Source organism: Gloeocapsopsis sp. IPPAS B-1203 (assembly GCF_002749975.1).
Taxonomy (GTDB): domain Bacteria; phylum Cyanobacteriota; class Cyanobacteriia; order Cyanobacteriales; family Chroococcidiopsidaceae; genus Gloeocapsopsis.
Map to the genome: position 1 here is coordinate 21888 of NZ_PEIG01000012.1, position 19087 is coordinate 40974.

Genomic DNA, 19087 nt, shown 5'->3' on the forward strand with positions numbered 1-19087 from the left:
TACTAAGCAAATTTTAATTATTAGACTAGAGTCACTTCTACAACTCTAGCTGTAGAAGGTAGTTTGAACAGTTGCGAGGATCTTTAATTGAGTAACAAACATATTCTTGTGCTATCTACTTAATAGTCTTGGATAATTTGTATTCTACAATACGATTAACTTTGACAAATTTCGCTTTGACAACAGATAGATCGTGTAGTGCTACACATAGCAGTACAAATATCGACTATCCTTGACAAAAGATTTTGACAGGAATTTTGCCAAATCTCCAACATGGAAGCATCGTTTGAACTTACCTTGCAAATGGTTATTGCCGTAGTCGCAGGCATCGGCGCTCAGGTAGTGGCAGAATACCTCAAAGTACCGAGCATCGTATTTTTGTTGCTATTCGGCATTGTGCTAGGTGCTGATGGAATTGGATTACTTCATCCTCATTCGTTAGGTCCTGGTTTAGAAGTCATTGTTGCCCTCTCAACAGCAGTCATCTTGTTTGAGGGTGGCTTTAACTTAGAACTGCGAGAATTAGGCAAAGTTTCTGGGAGTTTACGTAATCTTGTAACGCTAGGAACCGCAATTACGCTTGTGGGGGCGGGAATGGCGGCTCACTGGTTGAGTGAGTTTCCGTGGACGATCGCCTTTCTCTATGCTTCCTTGGTCGTTGTGACGGGACCTACTGTTATCAGCCCTCTTCTCAAACTTGTCAAAGTCGAACGTCAAGTTGCCACGCTTTTAGAGGGAGAAGGAGTTTTAATTGACCCTGTAGGGGCGATTCTCGCCGTTGTGATTCTCGACACGATTCTGAATGGTGAAACTGACCCAGTTCGCGCTATTAGTGGCTTAATTCTACGTCTAGGCATTGGCGGAGGGATTGGTGCGATCGGTGGCTGGCTATTCGGCTTAATGTTTAAACGTGGCAATTTTCTGTCAGACGAACTAAAAAATCTCGTCGTTTTAGCTGGAGTCTGGGGATTATTTACCTTAGCCCAACTCGTTCGTAGTGAATCAGGATTGATGGCAACAGTAGTAGCAGGTATTGTGCTGCGAGCCTCATCTGTACCAGAAGAAAGGTTATTGCGGCGATTTAAAGGACAGCTAACCATTCTAGGCGTGTCAGTGCTGTTTATCCTACTCTCAGCAGATTTATCGCTAGCTAGTATCTTGGCGTTAGGCTGGGGCAGCTTATTGACAGTTTTGGTACTCATGTTTGTGATTCGTCCCCTAAATGTAGGGATATGTACTTGGAATAGTGACCTCAACTGGCGGCAAAAGCTGTTTTTATGCTGGATAGCACCACGAGGAATTGTTTCAGCATCAGTTGCTTCTTTGTTTTCAATTTTCTTAACAGAACGAGGAATCAACGGTGGAGATTCAATTAAAGCACTCGTTTTTTTGACAATTATATTAACTGTCGTTTGTCAAGGATTAACTGCCGCTTGGGTTGCCAGTTGGTTACAGATTACGTCTACAGAAGCCACAGGAGCCGTAATTGTTGGCTGTAATCCTTTGAGTGTTTTAATTGCTCGTTTATTTAAAGAACGCGGTGAGCCTGTCGTCATGATTGATACTGATCCCGTAGCAGCACAACAAGCTGAAGCTGAAAATATTCGCGTGATAGTCCGTAGTGCTTTAGATAGGGGCGTGTTAGAAGAAGCAGAACTTACCTCATTGGGAACTTTTTTGGCAATGACGAATAATGGTGAAGTCAATTTTGTTTTGGCACAGCGGGCTGCTGAAGAATTTTCCCCCCCACGAGTTTTGGCAGTGTTTCCACGCAACCCTGAAGCTAATAATGCTACTGGCAACCCAAAGGTGCAGCAAGCTTTTGTCTCCGACTTACCATTGAAAACCTGGAATGAATATCTCAAAGACGGACGAGTTAAGTTAGGCACAACAACCTTAACTGAACAAGAGTTTTCTTTTCAACAAGCTCATCTACAAGCCTTAATGCGTGCTGAAGAGATTGTTCCTTTGTTTCTGGAGCGAGAAGATCGGTTTTTAATTGCACCAGCAACAACAGAAGACTGGCAACCAAGCGATCGCATTATTTACATCTTGCACGATCCCAGACCAAATCTCTTAAAACGCTTATCGGGCGATCGCAATGCCACACGTTTGAATATGGAAAAGCTTTCTAAAGTTGAAGAAGTCCCGATTCCACCACTTTAGCAGAAGTTTTAATAACAACTTATAAATCTACGATTAATCTTGCTTTTCTCAGCACAAATTGCCAAGCTGTTTCTTTTTTAGAGATAATATCAGCTGTAGCGTCCATTCCTGATTGAATGCGGCACTGTCTATTACCACTTCCTAGGGAAACACTTTGTGGTTGAATTGTCACATCAAAGTAAGTAGCAGCGCTATTGTTTTGTGGTGCGATCGCATCAGGAGAAATACCACTGACAATACCTGAAAGAGTACCATAATCAGGGTAGGGACAGGCATCAACACGCAATTGAACTGTTTGACCAACTGCTACTTTTTCAATATCCTGAGTTGCGATCGCTGCTTTAATCACTAATGGTGCATTCACTGGAGCAATCTCAGCTATGGGTTCACTCGAACGCACAACTTGACCAGGGTTACGCAAATTGAGTTTGAGAATAATGCCATCACTGGTAGCAACAAGAGTACTTTTTTGCAGTTGAATTTCAATTTGTTTGATTTCTGTTTGAGCTTGACTAATTTGATTTTGAATTTCAATTTCCTGCTGAATAAGAGTTTGCTTTTCTTTTTTTAAAGTAGCAATATTTGCTTCACCTCTAGCGTTTTCTTGAGCAACTCTTTCTTGCGCAATTGTTACTGTTGCTAAACTTGGATTAACTACTGCTTTTGCTTTTTCTAATCTAGCTGATGCAGATTTAACATCTGATTCTTTTTCTTTAAATTGTAGTTGTGAGATCACTCCTGCTTGGACGAGTTGTTGATATCTAGCCATTTCATCCTTAGCTAATTCTAAAGCTATTTTGGCTACTTGCAAGTCTGCTTGAGTTGTCAATAATTGTTGTTGGCGTTCTTGTTGTTGGCGTTCTAAATCTGCTTGAGCAGCTGCGATCGCTCGATTAATTGATTCAGATTCAGCTAAAATTTGAGTATCTAAAGCACTAATTTGAGCAGCAACTTGAGATTGTTGTAATTTACGCTGCTGAATGTTGTTAAGCAACTGCTTTTTTTGAATCTGCAGTTGCTCTTGATCGAGATGAGCGATCGCATCTCCTTGTTTAACTAATTGATTCTCTTTGACAAGAAGACTTTTAACTGTTCCCTCCATTTCTGTATGAACTAAACGCACTTCTCCTACAGGGCGCACAGTTGCAGCAGCTTTTACCTTAACATTATATTTAATAAATGAAGAAAGGGCGATCGCCGCAGCCACACTTCCAACTAGAAATATTCCTGTTAAAGATGTCCAACGACTAATAGGAGGAAGAAATTCATCACTGTTAACTGAGTGGAAGCTTTTTCTTTCTGGATTATAAAGCATAATTATTACTTAATATCAGTTGATAGTTGATAGTTAGCTGTTCTACTAGTTTTTAATCACTAGTCACTATCATTTCAAGGAATTAAAAAATCTATATGTTCTCCAACTTTGGAGTGTAATTCTTCTACAGTTCCTTGCAGTTTTAACTCTCCCTGGTCTAGTAATACAATCCAATCAGCTCGATTAATGACTTTAGGACGATGGCTGATTAAAATGGTAGTTTTACCACGACGATAACGTAACAATCGATCTAAAACTTGCGCTTCACTTACGGGGTCAAGTCCAGCAGTAGATTCATCTAAAATAAGTACTGGTGGCTCTGTAACGATCGCTCTTGCTATCGCTAAACGTTGGCGCTGTCCGCCAGAAATATTAGCACCAAATTCTCCCAAAATTGTTTGATATTTGTCAGGGAGTTTACTGATAAATTCGTCAGCTTCAGCGATTTGACAAGCTCTCACAATCTGTTCAAATGTAGCGTGTGGTGCGCCTAAGCGGAAGTTTTCAATAATAGAGCGGTTCCAAAAGTGGGCTTCTTGAGGAACGAGAACAACTTGCTGGCGGAGACAATCGAGGGAAAGATCTTCTAAATTATAAATGCCAATCCGAATATTACCAGATTGCAACGGATATAAACCAGCAATTAACTTAGCTAAAGTACTTTTACCACAGCCAGATTTACCAATAATGGCAATAGCTTTACCACCAGGAATTGTCAAAGAAAAGTCTTTAATTAAATCAACTCTACCAGGATAGTGAAAATTAACTTTTGTACAGGTAATATCAGCATTTGGAGAAATGTTAGCAAGCGATTTTTTTTCATCACCCCGATCTTCTGGAGTTGTGTCTATCACTTCGGTAAGTCGTTGTGTTGCCGTTTTCACTCTTGTGAATTCATCAACAAAATTAATAAGTGTACTAATTAAGGCAAGAAAATTACCGTTCATTGAGTTAAAAGCTAATAACTTACCAATGCTGAGATTTTCTGCAGGATTAATGACTAAATTGCCACCAAACCACAGTAAAACAACACCACTGATAGCAGAAACTAAACTAGAAGAAGTATGATTAATAATACTAATTTGAGTTGTCCGAAAAGTAAGGTTAGCAAGGCGGCTAAACCGACTTTGTAGTTCTTCCCAAAATTGTGGTGCGGATGTGGTACTTTTTACCGTAAGTGCGCCTTTAAAGGTTTCGACTAAAACACCTTGAGTCTCTGCTTCTACTACTAAAAGGTTACGGGTTTTTTGTTGCAAGGTTGGTTGAAAAATTACTGTAGACAGTGTCATGGCTAAGGCAGCACATACAGCTACCAAAGTCAATTTCCAACTGTAGAAAATCATCAATCCTAAAGAGATGAGAGCAATAAAAAATTTACTAGGTAAACTGACAACAACTTGAGAAACTAGCTGATTAATTTGGGTGATATCGCGAAGTCTGCTAACAATTTCTCCACTACGACGTGCTTCGTAATAACTCAGCGGTAATCGTAAAATTTGCTGCCCAAATTCTAGAACTAATCCTAATTCTAAGCGTTGTGCAAAGTGAGCAATTAAGTTAGATTGCACAAACGAAAGACTGCTGGAAACTACATTCATCACAACTACAGCGATCGCAACTGTTGTCAGCAACTCTGTATCGCCTCGAACGAGTACGTCATCAGTAAGAATTTGTAGTAAAAATGGGGAGGCTAAAGAAAGTAGCCCTAAAACGAGATTAATTGGTAAAGCTTGCGCTAGGATTCCGCGATAAGTCCAGACACGCTGAAAAAAACGTCCAAATCCACCTATGCGATCGTTTTCTTGGGCGACAAAGCGAATGGGATCTGGTTCTAGTAACAGCATCAACCAATCTGTCCATCCTGCTGCTAACTCTTGTTTAGAGAGATAACGCAAGCCTACTGCTGGATCTGCAATGACACATTTTTTACCTTTCTTGCCATGTAAAACAACCCAGTGATTTCCTTTCCAATGAATAATTGCTGGTAACGGTGCTTTATTGATTTGGTTTAATATTTCTGCTGAAGTTTTGACTGGACGTGCATTAAAACCAAGCGTTTCTGCACCTCGCTTTATTCCTAATAAAGTTGTTCCTTGTTGTCCAGTGCCTACAACTTCACGAATGCGACTTAAGGTAAAATTACGACCGTAGTGTTTAGCAATTGAAGCAAGACAAGCTGCTCCGCAATCTTCTTCACTGTGTTGAGAAACGTAGGCGTATTTCATAGGTCAGAAATTAGCTTTTTTAATGTTTAAAGTATTAAAAAAAAGCACCTATAGCTTTGTAGATGCTTCTCAAAGTTCAAAAGATATAACTAATGTATTGGTAGGGTAAGGTTCATCAAACACCTTTAAATTCAATCAACCTTTGATTTAATCTGCCCATGCACAATCCAAGATATACTTGATACCTTTTAGACGATTGGGCTGCCTGCCCAATTAACTAAAGATTGAATTGCGTTTAGCCCATCATACATAGAACCACCTTGTAGAAAAGCTGTGTTGAGATAGTTATAGTAAGATATATAGTCATATTGGTGAGCTGCAATTATTGATGGATCTAAGGTTGCAACTATAGGTGCATACCAATTGCTCTGCCAATCATAACCACCTAAATTACCACCGTTAATGTCAGCAGCTTCTTCAGTTGTAAGATTAGTGAAAAGTGCTTGTTTGTTGTTCTCCATATTGATCTCCTCTGTTCAAATCAAAATCACTTTAAATTACTCATAACTATTACTGGATTTGAGTTTTGTTGTGAGTAACTGTTGCTTTGATTTATACAGTAAAGAAAACAATGAACTGGTGCACTAACACTTTGTGCAAAGTTGAATGTTAAGCTAAGAAAGATAAATTGCACAATTATGCAATTACCGTTGCAGAAACCTTCGCAAAGCTCTAACCGCTGATTACCTTTCACATTCCCGACTTAAAACTAGCTGCCCATTTGCAAGACGATAAGCAGCTTGTGGCTCGACAATCGGATCGCCTATTTTCCAAGGACGACGTGTAGAAGTACGATCGCTTTCTACACCACGCACATCTCCTGTCGGATAAGGTGATACAGCAGCATCCCCAGGACGACTGGGTAAATTACCTCTACCTGTGATGGTAAATGTTCCACCGCGATCGCTACTGCGAGCAATGCAACTATTGGCAACCAAAGCATTTGTATCGATTATATTTTCGGGTAATTCTGTCAGACTATTTTGCAGAAAACTGACATCTGGGATTGTGACGACTCCAGATACTGCACCAGTAGCGTTAATATCAGCGCGATCGTTGTTATCTAGGATATCGGGATTGGTGTTAAAAGAATTGGCAGTAAAACTATTCCCAAAGTAAGCAGGAGTATTGAGCGTAATATTTCCGCCTTGTCCGTCTTGAGCAAAAGCAAAGATATCGCTGTCATCGAAGGCAATAATTGAATCAGCAGCTAAAGTAATATCACCACCACTACCTGCACCACTAGCAACATTAGTTCGGATATCACTGTCACCGTGCAAGCGAATGTTTCTAGCATTAATCGCGATCGCACCACCTGAAGACTGACTAGAACTAGTAGAAATATCACTATTATTAGCTTCTAGTTCTCGAACAGTAAGACTAATATTTCCTGCTTTTCCTAATCTATCATTGCTAGTAATCAGTTCATCATCTGCTATAGATTCTGAAGTGATAGAACTTCCATTGTTGAGGGTAATTTGGTTAGCATCGACAGTAATATTTCCCGCACTTCCTAAAATTTCTGTATTTGCTGATATCCTCGCTCCCTCATAAATAGATAGCGAATCTGCAGTAATATTTATCTCTCCACCATTACCTAAAGTTCCTGGTAGTCTGTCTTCTTGAGTAGCACCACTAAAAATACCAACATCAGCACCAGTTAAAACAATAGAGTTAGCGTTGATATCAATATTTCCAGCATCTCCTTGTCCTTGAGTTCTGGTGTTGATTTCTTGATAGCCAGAGAGAGATAATGTCCCTGTCGTAATCTGAATATTACCGCCTCTTCCTACTGCTTCAGGTTCTACTTGAGTCAAAGCACCACCACGAAGTGTACTGATATCGCTCCTAAAGGTGACATTATCTGGCGCATTAATAATTATGTTGCCTCCATTACCACGTGCTTCAGTGTCAGCACGCAAAGTTGCACCAATATCTAGTAGTAGTGAACCCGTCGTAATTTTAATATCTCCTCCATCTCCAATTCCACCTACGCCTCCTCCCTGTTCTTCACAAGCGCAGGTTACTTCAGAGAACATATCAGAGCCTTGAAGTAATTCTACAGAATCTCGCGCGTTGATGATGATATCACCTGAATCACCTTTTCCTGCCGTGCTTGTATTTATTTGGGAACTGTCTAGACGCAAAGCACTAGTGCTGATAACTATGTCACCACCCTTACCTTCTCCCCCAAAATTAACACCGCTGGTAATTATCGAGCCATCGGTAGTATTAATAAAGTCAACTATACCGAGATTGACATCCCCTTTACCTACTAGAGAGACAATATCTCGTGCTTCAATGAATACTCCTCCAGCATCTCCCCGTCCATCGACATCTGAGAAAATCTGGGCTAAATCAGTGAGGAACAACGAACCTGTTTTGATACTAATACCGTTACTATCACCAACTCCTCCGTCACCAACATTATTGGAAATGTAGCCTCTTGACAAAGAAACAGTGTTATCAGCTTCAATTTCAATTTTTCCAGCATTTCCTTGACCAAAGGTGCTAGTACTTACTTCTCCACCATCTCTAATAAAAATATTTCCGGCGTCAATTTTGATATCTCCACCACGTCCTACAGCACCAACATACACATCAGTGAATAAACCACTGGAAAATCTATCACTATCTACACCATCAAAAGTAACTGTATCCTTTGCTTGAATGGTTATAAAGCCTGCATTACCTTGTCCGCGAGTAAAGGAATTGATTTGACTTCCATTTGTTACAGACAGAGAACCAGTGGAAATGTTAATTTTACCCGCATTGCCAACTGCTTCACTACTTTGGACATTATTGACAATATATGAACTACCGTTTAGCGAAATTGTCTTATCGGCTGTAATCGCAATATTGCCTGAATCACCTTGACCAAAGGTGCTAGACCTTATTAACCCACTATCTGTTACAAAAATATCTTTAGCTTGAATATTGATATCTCCACCACGTCCTACCGCACTAGTATCCACATCAGTGAATAAACCACTGGGAAATCCATCACTATCTGTACCATCAAAAGTAACTGTACCCTTTGCTTGAATGGTTATAAAGCCTGCATTACCTTGTCCGCGAGTAAAGGAATTGATTTGACTTCCATTTGTTACAGACAGAGAACCAGTGGAAATGTTAATTTTGCCCGCATTGCCAACTGCTTCACTACTTTGGACATTATTGACAATATATGAACTAGCATCTAGTAAAATTGTCTTATCGGCTGTAATCGCAATATTGCCTGAATTGCCTTGACCGAAAGTGCTAGAGCTTATTAACCCACTATCAAGCTTGATTTGCTCTGTAGCATCAACTGTAATATCTCCCGCTTGAGCATCAGTATTTCCTAAACCTTCCCCTATCCCTGCAAAAAATACACTACCTGCTAAAATCTCTAAATTGCGAGCATGAGCTGCAATACTACCGCCACCATCAGCGACGACATAAACTATGGCGTTGTTAGTGAGTGATATGTCTCCTCGTTGTACGCCTTCAGGAAAACTTAAACTGAAATTACTGCCATCACCTTGAATTCCCACACTTCCTGCTTCTGTCAATCCTCCTAACTCAATGTGTCCGCCAGAAGCGATTGCCCATCCTCCATCCATGTTGACATTACCGCCAACAAACAACAAACTCTTCCCATCAGGAACGCGCAATCCAAAGACATTAATACCCCCAGGATCTTGTCCTGCTGGCGCTTGAGAGTTATTCACGATCGCTGCGTTTTGATTAATCTGATTAAATAATAATGCTGATGGATCAACTGTTAAAAGCGATAGAGTTTCTGGATTTGTTGCACTAAAAATTCCTTGAGTGCCAAACTGCAGTGCATTTGCAGTAGTTGCGACAAATGAACCATTAACATTTAAACTGGCATCTTCGCCAAAAATAATACCGTTAGGATTGAGTAAAAATAGATTAGCATTACCTAAAACGCCTAATACTCCCCTAATTTCAGAAATATTATTACCCGTAACTCGACTGAGGATATTCTCGATCCCTTGAGGATTGGCGAAGTTAACTGCTTTTCCTTCACCAACATTAAATTCTTGAAAACTATGAAACAGATTTGTGCTGCGAATTGCTCCACCATCAATGCGATCGCTATTTGCATCCACTGAATTAACAATAGAGGATTCACTACCCAAGGTAGAGTCGGGCTGAATTTGCGCGAGAACGAATGTTTTTGATGATGTTATCGCACTACCTGTTATCAAAGTGAATAGTCCAAGCTGCCAAAACCCCTTCAGCCAAGCTTTTGTCATTATGACTTCCTCTACAAACCTTGAGCGGGTATTTATTACTAATAAAGCAGACCCTGGGGTTTTCTAGGCGATCGAGCAAAAGTTTTTAGATTTCGAGCGTCTTATAGATTTGCACTTTCTTACAATCTTGCTTGCCAAAGTTGATAAATCAGTTTGCACAAAAAGCTAGTGATTTTAATTTTATCTAAATTTATTCTTGGAATTGTAGAGCAATTGAGTTAATTAAATATTCATTACTCTACTAATTATTACTACGTGAAACTTAGGACTTAAGTATGGATATCGACAATTTATTCTTTCTGACCGAACTTACTGATGAAGATGCTAGTCATGTCAATGGTGGTTACATTGATTATTGGGCAATTGCAAATTCTACAGCTAGTGTGTTTGCCTCTACAGGTGACTTTTTTGAAACTGTAGGTTTAGATGGTAGTTGGATGTATGGAGCAGCTTTGAATTACTATCTTTGGTAATTTAGGCTAATTCTAGATTTTCAAATTTTCTATTAATCCAATCCGATATTAAAGCGCTCATAGTACTTATGAGCACTTTTGCTTGGTGAATGCGATTCCCAAAGTGTAACCGTGTCAATTTTTATATACTTCCTTCGTTCTCCTACTTTGTACTTTTCTACAATCATGTTTACCTAGCTCGGTAAATAAGTTCGCAAAAATAACTAGTGTTTCTGATTTGAGCTAGTTTTATTCTTGAAATTGTAGAGCAATTGAATTAATTAAGGATTAATTGCTCTATCAATTCTTACTACGTAAAACTTAGGAGCTAATGATGGACATCAAAAACTTACGCTTTCTGACCGAACTGAGTGATGAAGATGCTAGTCACGTTAACGGTGGATATTATGACTACAATCTGTTGTATTGGTTTTATACAAATTACACACTTCCTAGCTATGTAAATTCTTTGTTCATAGTAGGTTAAGTTCTATGGCTGTAACATGGCTAGCAGTCTTGACTATTTGAGCCACTTCTAGCTTTTCAAACTTCTTGATAGTTTGATGTTGAAACACTCATAAATGATATGAGTGTTTTTTAGTCGAAAAGAACGCTTTATCCACATTCAAATAATTTATTTTATCCTACTTGATACTACAACTCTCTACAATTACTTCTGATTATCGCAATCGACCAAATATATTGAAAAAATGTGTAGTAGATGCTCAATTCATTTACATTCCCTCAGTTTTTAGGAATCGCACTCTGGGAATTTAGCTATTTTTTATAGATTTTGCTAGTTCTTTTAAGTTACATTTTTCTGCAAATTCAGTTTTTAAACTCGGTAATTTCATATTTATATAAACAGTGTTTCTTGTTTTATCTAAGTTTATTGTTGAAACTGTAGAGCGATTGAGTTAACTAAATATTGTTTGTCCTAATGATTGGTTCTTATTACATCAAATTAATGGATTTATTATAGGTTATAGAGAAAAAGTCTATAACCTATTGGCACGCGTTTACTTATTTGTGCAAAAGGTTTACTAATCTCTATGAAAGTGTTTGCGAGAGGTTCCTTTGTTGTTGTAATTGTTCGGTTTTGGCTGCGGCTTCCACCGCAGCACCTTTCATTTCTTTTTCTTGCTGTAGTAAACCCCATAAGTGAACAATAGCAAGTGCGATCGCCCCTACAGATAGAAGATAGCTGTGTATCGTATAAAGGTGAGCAACTGTTGTTGTGTTGACCGCTCCACCACCTGTCAGAATATTACGTAAACTATCACCAATCAGCGGAATTGCTTCAATAGTGCTTAACTCAATGCGAAAACGCCAGTAACCTATTTGACTCCAATCAAGAAGCATTGCAGTCCAACTTAAGCCAATCGCAGTCAAAGTCAGTAGAATTCCGCTAACCCATGCAGTCAGCCAACTCGAACGAAACTGTCTACCAAGAAACATGACAACGATTTGAATGAGTGCTGTGACAATGAGGGCATTACCAGCAAGGTCATGAATACTATGAATCAGCGCTCCATTAGCAATCTCAGTATTAATCCAGTTTAATGATTGATACGCTCTACCTGCGACTGGTTCGTAGTAGAAAGACAGCAAAATTCCTGTGACTGCTGCCATAACGCTCAACGAAATAATTGCTACTGATAGGACTGTTGAGAGCCGCCGCAGGACAAATTCATACGAGAGATTTTTCATAACTAACTTTTCTCTGCGTTTACAAAGTTTATAGTTTTATTAAGATCTTAACGCGATCCTTAATAAAGATGTTCTTTTGTAAAGCTGATTTTGATTCGTTGTACTTATGCTAAGTGAGTAATCCAAGATGGTAGTATAGAGGGCGAACCGTACCACAATCCAGGCGATCGCGGTGAGTGATTCACACCTTCAATGATTAAGTTTTCTGCCCCAACAAGATGAGCCGCTACGATAGGTGTAATGCCATCTCCCCAACAGTTTCCTTGACCGCAAGTTAACTGATAACTGCTGTAAGCCAACCAACTACCACGACGCCGCTGCCCAAAAATTGTTTTCCCTGCAACACAGACATAACGGACGTGTGGGTAAAAAGCGCCAGGATAGTTATGATTGACAAAATCAAGGCTCCAGCGCGTCCAGCGTTCTAAACTAGTGTGCGGAGTTCCTAGTGTAATTAACGTAGCGATATACTGGTGAGCCTGCCAAGGCGTTGTCAACTCAACTTGAGCACGACCAATATAAGGCTTGTCTCCTAAGTAAATTCGAGAAATCCATCCGCCAGCCGAGTGTCCAATCAAATTGACACAAGAAACATTATATTGCTGTAAGACTTGTTTAACAGTGCGGTCAAGCTGCTGTAATATTGGTGTCACTGGTCGTCCACCCAAAGTCACTAACCAATCGCGACGTCGTAGTGGGACAGTAACAGTAGGAAACCCTTTTTGTTGTAAAGCTTGTTCGAGTTCGCGATAAGCGATCGCACCTTCAAGATATCCAGGCAAAATAACAGTCGGCAGCATGAGGAAAGGTTAGGAGCGAGGGATTAGGGGCTAGGGAACAAATTTCAGTATACTCATATCAATTCTTTGATCTGTGACCCCTCAATTGTGAACATTGGTACTCTTTATGGCATTAGTGTAGGTCCAGGCGATCCGGAATTGATTACCTTGAAAGGTTGGCGGTGCTTGCAACAAGTGCCTGTTGTCGCTTTTCCTGCAGGAGTTGAAGGTAAACCTGGTTATGCGCAGCAAACTGTGACACAGTGGCTACAACCTCAGCAAGTACAACTAGCACTAACTTTTCCTTATGTACAAGAGATGATGGTACTAACAGCAGCTTGGCAAACTGCTGCACAACAAGTCTGGAAATATCTTTCTCAGGGTAAAGACGTTGCTTTTGCGTGTGAAGGTGATGTCAGTTTCTACAGTACGTTTACCTACTTAGCACAAACACTACAAGAACTACAGCCCACAGCAATCATTAAAGTTATTCCTGGAGTCTGTTCGCCAATGGCAGCAACAGCAGCGTTAGGATTGCCATTAACACTGCGACAAGAGCGACTGGTTGTCTTACCAGCGCTTTATACTGTCAGAGAACTGGAAGCAGTACTCGACTGGGCAGATGTTGTTGTCTTGATGAAAGTCAGTTCTGTTTACGAGGAAGTATGGAAAGTACTACAGCAACGCGATTTTCTAGAAAATAGCTGGATTATAGAACGCGCAACATTGCCACAGCAAAAAATTTATACCAACTTGCGATCGCACCCAAATTTAAAGTTATCGTATTTTTCTCTGTTGATTGTGCAACTTAGGCGATCGCCCAACGTCGTGAAACGATAGTTGTCAAGTTCGCCAATCACTCAAAATATTAAATAAAATTAAAAATTACCTTGCTAGATCAAACTTGGCAAATAGACGTTTGCCCGTACACAACTAACACTAAATACCTAATTCCTCGATCAAACACTGGTAACTTTGCTGTTCTAGTGTTAAGAGTAGAAAGGTTAATATCAAGATCTATAGATATACGTCTTTCGACTGAAACCGCGTGTTACTTCATTATGAGTATCGCGCCACTCACAGTCATTCGCTTGTAAATACGGAGACGAGTGTACCTTACCTGCCATGTCCTACGCCTCCCTGATGAGAATTTTACCCGAAAGCTTCCGCTCGACGAACGGCTTAGCTACCGTAGCATCCTTTGGTATCCACGGACTGCTGTTAATCGTTTTGCCATTTTTGCCTTATGATTCGCAGCTAGCAGCAAATATCCAGCAGCGCACCGTGGGACTTGTGGAGTTAACTCCAGAAGAACAAGGACGTTTGCCAGGAGCGCCATCAGTACCTGCTGCATTACCACCATTTGCAGCACAGCAGAGTGTTTTACCACCATTACCGCCGCCACCACCATTTCCAGTAGGTGCATTACCCCCACTACCTGACCCCATCGCGCTACCACCATCAATCGGTTTACCACCACCGAGTAGTAATTCTTTGCAGGCTGCAATCCGCCCAAATCAAACATTTATTCTTCCTGTATCACCACAACAAAGCAAGCCATCGACTACAAGGGGAGTACCGAAAGAGTCTAACAACAATAGGCAGAATTTTGCGATCGGTTCAACACTCAATGCGCCACCACCTCCACCTGTTCTCAATACCCTACCGCCGCCACCTCCGCTGGGTAATTTGCAACCGCCTGTAGCTGCTGCACCAAATCAAAGCCAACGCCCATACAATTCAGGCGAATTATTACCACCAGTACCGCAGTGGCAACAACCCACTAATACTGGACTACCTGCAATGCGTTTGAATCCATCTGAGGAGTTTTCTCCTGGGGAGGCACCACAAAGCCAAGTGGCACAAACAATTCCAACACCTCCAAACTTGATTCAGCCGCAACAACCACAACCTCAAAGCGCACAAGAACAAGTTGCTGCTGCTCCAGCAGAACCGGTAGAATCAGATCCAATAGCACAACAGTTACCAGAGCGTGGTAAGCAAGAACTATTAGCACTGCAGCAAAGAATTAGAGAAGAGCGTGCTACAGCAACTCCTCCCACTGCTAACCCAGCACCACAACTGGCAGAACCTCATACTGCAGAACAAACAAGACAACAACAAATTGTTGCCGCATTACGTAATGAGCAAAATGCTCGCAACAATGATACAGCAGCCCAGTCAGACAGCACAGCAGAACAGGCAAGACGACAACAACTTGTCGGCGCACTACGTAATGAGCAAAACACTACTGCTGGCTCCGGTTCTAACCAATCAGCAACTACTAACAATAGAGATGCGCAATTGCAAGCCTGGGCTGAACGCCAAAATACTGTACAACAAAACCACTCGAATGTTGTCACAAAAGCTCCCATCTACAAAACCATCAAATCTTGCCAAAGAGGATTAGAAGGAGTTGCGGTTTTGGGCGTTGTGGTTAATCCTGAGGGAAGAATTGTTTCTGGACCCGACTTTCTCTCGCGACAAGGGGCTACAGGTGTTGAGCAAGCAGCGAAAGAATACATTCAAGAATATGAGTTTCCTAAGAGTGCAAGTGCTGTTAATCAACAGTTTCATTTGCAGTATCAATACGATACCGCTAACTGTGCTCAACCACCAGAAAACTCAGATCCGCAACAGCAACCCGAATCACAACCAGAACAATCTGATGCGTAGTAGCTGCTAAATAGTCAAGAGGAGCGAGGAGCGAGCGATATTCTATGCTTAAAATCAGGACTGCACCTCGCTTTTGTGCAGCCTTGGCACAGATCTTCTTATCTTCTCCACAATTGAAATAGGAGGCATTAGACCGATTTGTGCTCTTAGCATAGAGAGAATTGGCGATCGCCATTTGCGAGAAACCAGTCGCCATCAGTTCTGTATCTAGGAGACAATAAAACTCAGATTTATCACGTCTGACAATTGCTTTTACTATGGTTGATGCTTTTAAGGTTCAGCTGCAAGCTTGTGCTGAGCGCTTAATGTCTTTGATCGATCGCTTTAGCCAAACGCGGGTTCTAGTTGTAGGAGATTTGACCTTAGATGAATTTCTCACTGGACAAGTCGAGCGCATTTCGCGGGAAGCACCAGTGCTAATTTTACGACATGAAGTGACCAAACAAGTGCCAGGAGGTGGAGCAAACGCAGTTTACAATTTAGCGAAGTTGGGAGCACAGGTAAAAGCTGTCGGGCTTTTAGGCAAAGACGATCAAGGGCGATCGCTGCATGAACTTCTTGTTGCAGCTGGTATTGATACTCAAGGGGTTTTCTTTGATCCCCAACGCCCTACTGTCACAAAAACTCGAATTTCTGGTCATTCGCGGCAATCTGTCACGCAGCAAATTGTCCGAGTAGATCGCAAATCAGAACAGCTACCTGACACTGATTTACAACAACAGTTAGCAGCATATATTTATTCACAAATTGATACTGTTGATGCTGTCGTTTGTTCGGATTATGGAGATGGTGTTTTGACTCAGCCTGTGATTAATGCAGCTTTGTCGCATCCGCGTACAATCGTCGATTCTCAAACACAAATTGCCCAGTATCAAAAAGCAACTATTTTTACACCAAACTTACCAGAAGCAGAACAAGCTGTAGGATATCAAATTGACAATTCCACAACGCTAGCTCAAGCTGGAAAAGATCTCTTAGCACTGACCCAAGCAACGCATGTTTTAATTACGCGAGGAGAGCAAGGTATGAGCTTGTTTAGGCGTGATGGTATGGTGACGCATATTCCTGCTTTTAACCGTACAGAGGTATTTGATGTCACTGGTGCGGGAGATACTGTAGTAGCAGCACTCACTCTTGGTTTAGCCTCTGGCGCTTCGTTTTGGGAAGCAGCTATATTAGGAAATTTGGCAGCAAGTATTGTCGTCAGACAATTCGGTACAACAACAACAACTGCATTAGAGATGAAAACTGCTTTACAAGCGCTGCTAGAGGAGTGATACTGATTTGGTTCAAGAGAACACACAAGGAAAGAATATTTTGTGAGTAGTGTAGATCAGCTAAACTTTTCAGTTCCAAGGCGAACATTATTAGTGACTGGGGGAGCAGGATTTATCGGTGCAAATTTTGTACATCATTGGCGTACAAATTATCCTGAAGATCGAGTCATTGTTTTAGACGCATTGACTTATGCAGGAAATCGCAGCAATTTAGCTCATTGGGAAGGAAAAGAAAATTTTCAGTTTGTTCAAGGGGATATTTGCGATCGCTCTCTTGTAGATCAGATCTTACAAACAGAGGCAATTGACACTATTGCTCATTTTGCGGCTGAATCTCATGTTGATCGTTCAATTTTGGGACCTGCTGCTTTTGTCCAAACAAATGTCATAGGGTCTTTTACTTTACTAGAGGCATTTTTACAACACTGGCGAACTAAGAGACAACCAGATAACTACCGTTTTCTGCACGTTTCCACAGATGAAGTTTATGGCAGTCTCAACACTGACGACCCGCCCTTTACAGAAAGTACACCTTATGCTCCAAATAGTCCTTATTCTGCCTCTAAAGCTGGCAGCGATCATTTAGTACGTGCCTATTATCACACTTATAAATTACCAACAATTATTACAAATTGCTCAAATAACTACGGTCCTTATCAGTTTCCAGAGAAATTAATTCCTCTAATGTGCATTAATTGCTTGCTTGGTAAGCAACTACCTGTTTATGGTGATGGACAGAATATTCGAGATTGGCTTTATGTAGGCGATCACTGTACTGCTTTAGATCTTGTAATTCATCAAGGTTTACCAGGAGAAACTTACAACATTGGTGGCAATAACGAGGTAAAAAATATTGAATTGGTACAAATGCTATGTCAACTTATGGACGAACTAGCAGTTGATTTACCAATACATCCATCACAAGAACTCATTACTTTTGTTCAAGATCGACCAGGACACGATCGCCGTTACGCAATTGATGCTAGTAAAATTGCTACTCAACTCGGCTGGACGCCTGCTGTCACAGTTACAGAGGGACTGCGTTGTACAGTGCAATGGTATCTGATGCACCGCAGTTGGTGGAAACCTCTACTCTCTGAACAATATCAAGAGTACTACAACAAAGTTTATCTTTCTCAGGGAGAAGGTTAAGAATTTTACATATTAGATCTATCAGTCGAAAAATCACGTAACAACTTCATAACCTCACCAGCTCGTGCAGATGGAACAAATAAGTGGTCATGATAATATGCTGAAATTGGGTTAACACTGATGCCATGTTTAGCAAGCTTGTTGGTAATGGTAGCGAGAAACCCTACAGCATCTAGGCTGGAATGAACGGATAATGTCACCATCCGAAAAACAGAGGAATAGGAAATCTCAGCAGCATCTGCGCGATCGCGCTGTACAATTAGTGTTAGCCCTTCATCTTCGTGAAATATACAGATAGGATCGAGTTTTAAATAACTATGATCCTGACGATCCACACTGCAAAAAATGTATTCTTCATCATGCAGAATAGGATTCATTAACTTTAGTAAAACCGTTAAATTCGTTTCACCTGACATAGGACTGTCGCCAATTCTCGGTCTGTAGACCAGAAACTCGATCAAATTCTCGTTGGTTTGCCGTAATCATCAGAAGGTTATGTTGAAGTGCTGTAGCCGCAATCAAGACATCGTAAGCACCAATCGGCTGTCCTTGAGATTTGAGAGTAGCACGAATTCGAGCGGCTTGTTCAGCTTCGATAGTACTGAAAGGGAGAATTGTTACGGAAGACAGAAAGCTGGCAATGATTGGTTCAACTTTCTGGGCACGTTGCGAATTGAGTGCTAAACCGTAACGTAACTCCATGACTGTAATTGCAGAAACGGCAATCTCAATCGGTGGAGTTTGCTTGAGCCTAAATTGAGTGCCAGTTTCACCCTTGATGAAGTCGCTGATGACGCACGTATCGAGTAGATATTGCATCAGAATAGTTCCGGTTCACACGGCGGAAGGAGTTCATCACGATAGCACTCGAAAGCAGGAAAATCGGGAATTCCTTCATAGGATAAGATAACTTCTGACCATTGGGAGGTAGAATTAGGAGGCGTTTGAATCATCCGACGCAACGCTTGCAAAATCAAGGTTTGAAGCGGAACATTAGATTGTGCTGCTTGACGGATCAAGTCTTGTTCAAGATCTGGCGGTAGGTTGATCGTAATTTGCATAATATGAAA

The 19087-nt window shown here is 40.9% G+C and carries 16 protein-coding genes; 7 read left to right on the plus strand and 9 right to left on the minus strand.

The window, feature by feature from the left end; all coding sequences use genetic code 11:
* The first annotated feature begins 273 nt into the window (after nucleotides 1-273).
* On the plus strand, nucleotides 274-2166 hold the full coding sequence (locus CSQ79_RS19405; protein ID WP_099702804.1) for a cation:proton antiporter: 1893 nt from the start codon (nucleotides 274-276) through the stop codon (nucleotides 2164-2166).
* Nucleotides 2167-2185: 19 nt separating this feature from the next.
* Here CSQ79_RS19405 and CSQ79_RS19410 read toward each other — a convergent pair whose 3' ends face one another.
* From CSQ79_RS19410 to CSQ79_RS19425, 4 genes are all read right to left on the minus strand, one after another.
* Nucleotides 2186-3481, minus strand: coding sequence for an HlyD family secretion protein (locus CSQ79_RS19410; protein WP_099702805.1), 1296 nt, complete (start codon nucleotides 3479-3481; stop codon nucleotides 2186-2188).
* 74 nt (nucleotides 3482-3555) lie between these two features.
* Nucleotides 3556-5706, minus strand: a complete 2151-nt coding sequence (locus CSQ79_RS19415; protein WP_099702806.1) for a peptidase domain-containing ABC transporter — start codon at nucleotides 5704-5706, stop codon at nucleotides 3556-3558.
* A gap of 188 nt (nucleotides 5707-5894) precedes the next feature.
* Entirely contained in the window at nucleotides 5895-6167 is a 273-nt protein-coding gene (locus tag CSQ79_RS19420) for a hypothetical protein (RefSeq protein WP_099702807.1), read from the minus strand.
* 222 nt (nucleotides 6168-6389) lie between these two features.
* On the minus strand, nucleotides 6390-9971 hold the full coding sequence (locus CSQ79_RS19425; protein WP_099702808.1) for a two-partner secretion domain-containing protein: 3582 nt from the start codon (nucleotides 9969-9971) through the stop codon (nucleotides 6390-6392).
* A gap of 275 nt (nucleotides 9972-10246) precedes the next feature.
* On the opposite strand from CSQ79_RS19425, the gene CSQ79_RS19430 reads away from it, so the two are divergent.
* Entirely contained in the window at nucleotides 10247-10444 is a 198-nt protein-coding gene (locus tag CSQ79_RS19430) for a hypothetical protein (RefSeq protein WP_099702809.1), read from the plus strand.
* 310 nt (nucleotides 10445-10754) lie between these two features.
* Nucleotides 10755-10910, plus strand: a complete 156-nt coding sequence (locus CSQ79_RS28120; RefSeq protein WP_289501335.1) for a hypothetical protein — start codon at nucleotides 10755-10757, stop codon at nucleotides 10908-10910.
* A gap of 563 nt (nucleotides 10911-11473) precedes the next feature.
* Here the strand turns inward: CSQ79_RS28120 and CSQ79_RS19435 are convergent.
* Nucleotides 11474-12133, minus strand: coding sequence for a cytochrome b N-terminal domain-containing protein (locus tag CSQ79_RS19435; RefSeq protein WP_099702810.1), 660 nt, complete (start codon nucleotides 12131-12133; stop codon nucleotides 11474-11476).
* A gap of 104 nt (nucleotides 12134-12237) precedes the next feature.
* A complete protein-coding gene (locus tag CSQ79_RS19440) occupies nucleotides 12238-12933 on the minus strand; it encodes an esterase/lipase family protein (protein WP_099702811.1) in 696 nt (231 codons plus the stop codon).
* Between the two features lie 87 nt (nucleotides 12934-13020).
* Between CSQ79_RS19440 and CSQ79_RS19445 the strand changes: the two genes are divergently transcribed.
* From CSQ79_RS19445 to rfbB, 4 genes are all read left to right on the plus strand, one after another.
* Nucleotides 13021-13752 (plus strand): precorrin-2 C(20)-methyltransferase, encoded by a 732-nt coding sequence (locus tag CSQ79_RS19445; RefSeq protein WP_099702812.1) that lies wholly within the window; start codon nucleotides 13021-13023, stop codon nucleotides 13750-13752.
* A 285-nt stretch (nucleotides 13753-14037) separates the two neighbouring features.
* On the plus strand, nucleotides 14038-15588 hold the full coding sequence (locus CSQ79_RS19450) for a hypothetical protein (protein WP_143755475.1): 1551 nt from the start codon (nucleotides 14038-14040) through the stop codon (nucleotides 15586-15588).
* A 257-nt stretch (nucleotides 15589-15845) separates the two neighbouring features.
* Entirely contained in the window at nucleotides 15846-16865 is a 1020-nt protein-coding gene (gene rfaE1, locus CSQ79_RS19455) for a D-glycero-beta-D-manno-heptose-7-phosphate kinase (RefSeq protein WP_099702814.1), read from the plus strand.
* A gap of 42 nt (nucleotides 16866-16907) precedes the next feature.
* The gene (gene rfbB / locus CSQ79_RS19460; RefSeq protein WP_099702815.1) at nucleotides 16908-18017 is read left to right on the plus strand and encodes a dTDP-glucose 4,6-dehydratase; all 1110 of its coding nucleotides are present in this window, start codon (nucleotides 16908-16910) and stop codon (nucleotides 18015-18017) included.
* A gap of 5 nt (nucleotides 18018-18022) precedes the next feature.
* Here rfbB and CSQ79_RS19465 read toward each other — a convergent pair whose 3' ends face one another.
* From CSQ79_RS19465 to CSQ79_RS19475, 3 genes are read right to left on the minus strand one after another with little or no spacing between them, the layout of a single operon-like run.
* Nucleotides 18023-18433: an ACT domain-containing protein gene (locus CSQ79_RS19465; protein ID WP_099702816.1), complete on the minus strand. Its 411-nt coding sequence runs from the start codon at nucleotides 18431-18433 to the stop codon at nucleotides 18023-18025.
* Complete coding sequence (locus CSQ79_RS19470) at nucleotides 18423-18836, minus strand: type II toxin-antitoxin system VapC family toxin (RefSeq protein WP_099702817.1); 414 nt, start codon at nucleotides 18834-18836, stop codon at nucleotides 18423-18425. The genes CSQ79_RS19465 and CSQ79_RS19470 overlap by 11 nt, the downstream gene beginning before the upstream one ends.
* Nucleotides 18836-19078 carry a hypothetical protein gene (locus CSQ79_RS19475; RefSeq protein ID WP_099702818.1) on the minus strand — a complete coding sequence of 81 codons (243 nt, stop codon included), beginning with the start codon at nucleotides 19076-19078 and terminating at the stop codon, nucleotides 18836-18838. The genes CSQ79_RS19470 and CSQ79_RS19475 overlap by 1 nt, the downstream gene beginning before the upstream one ends.
* Nucleotides 19079-19087: the final 9 nt, after the last annotated feature.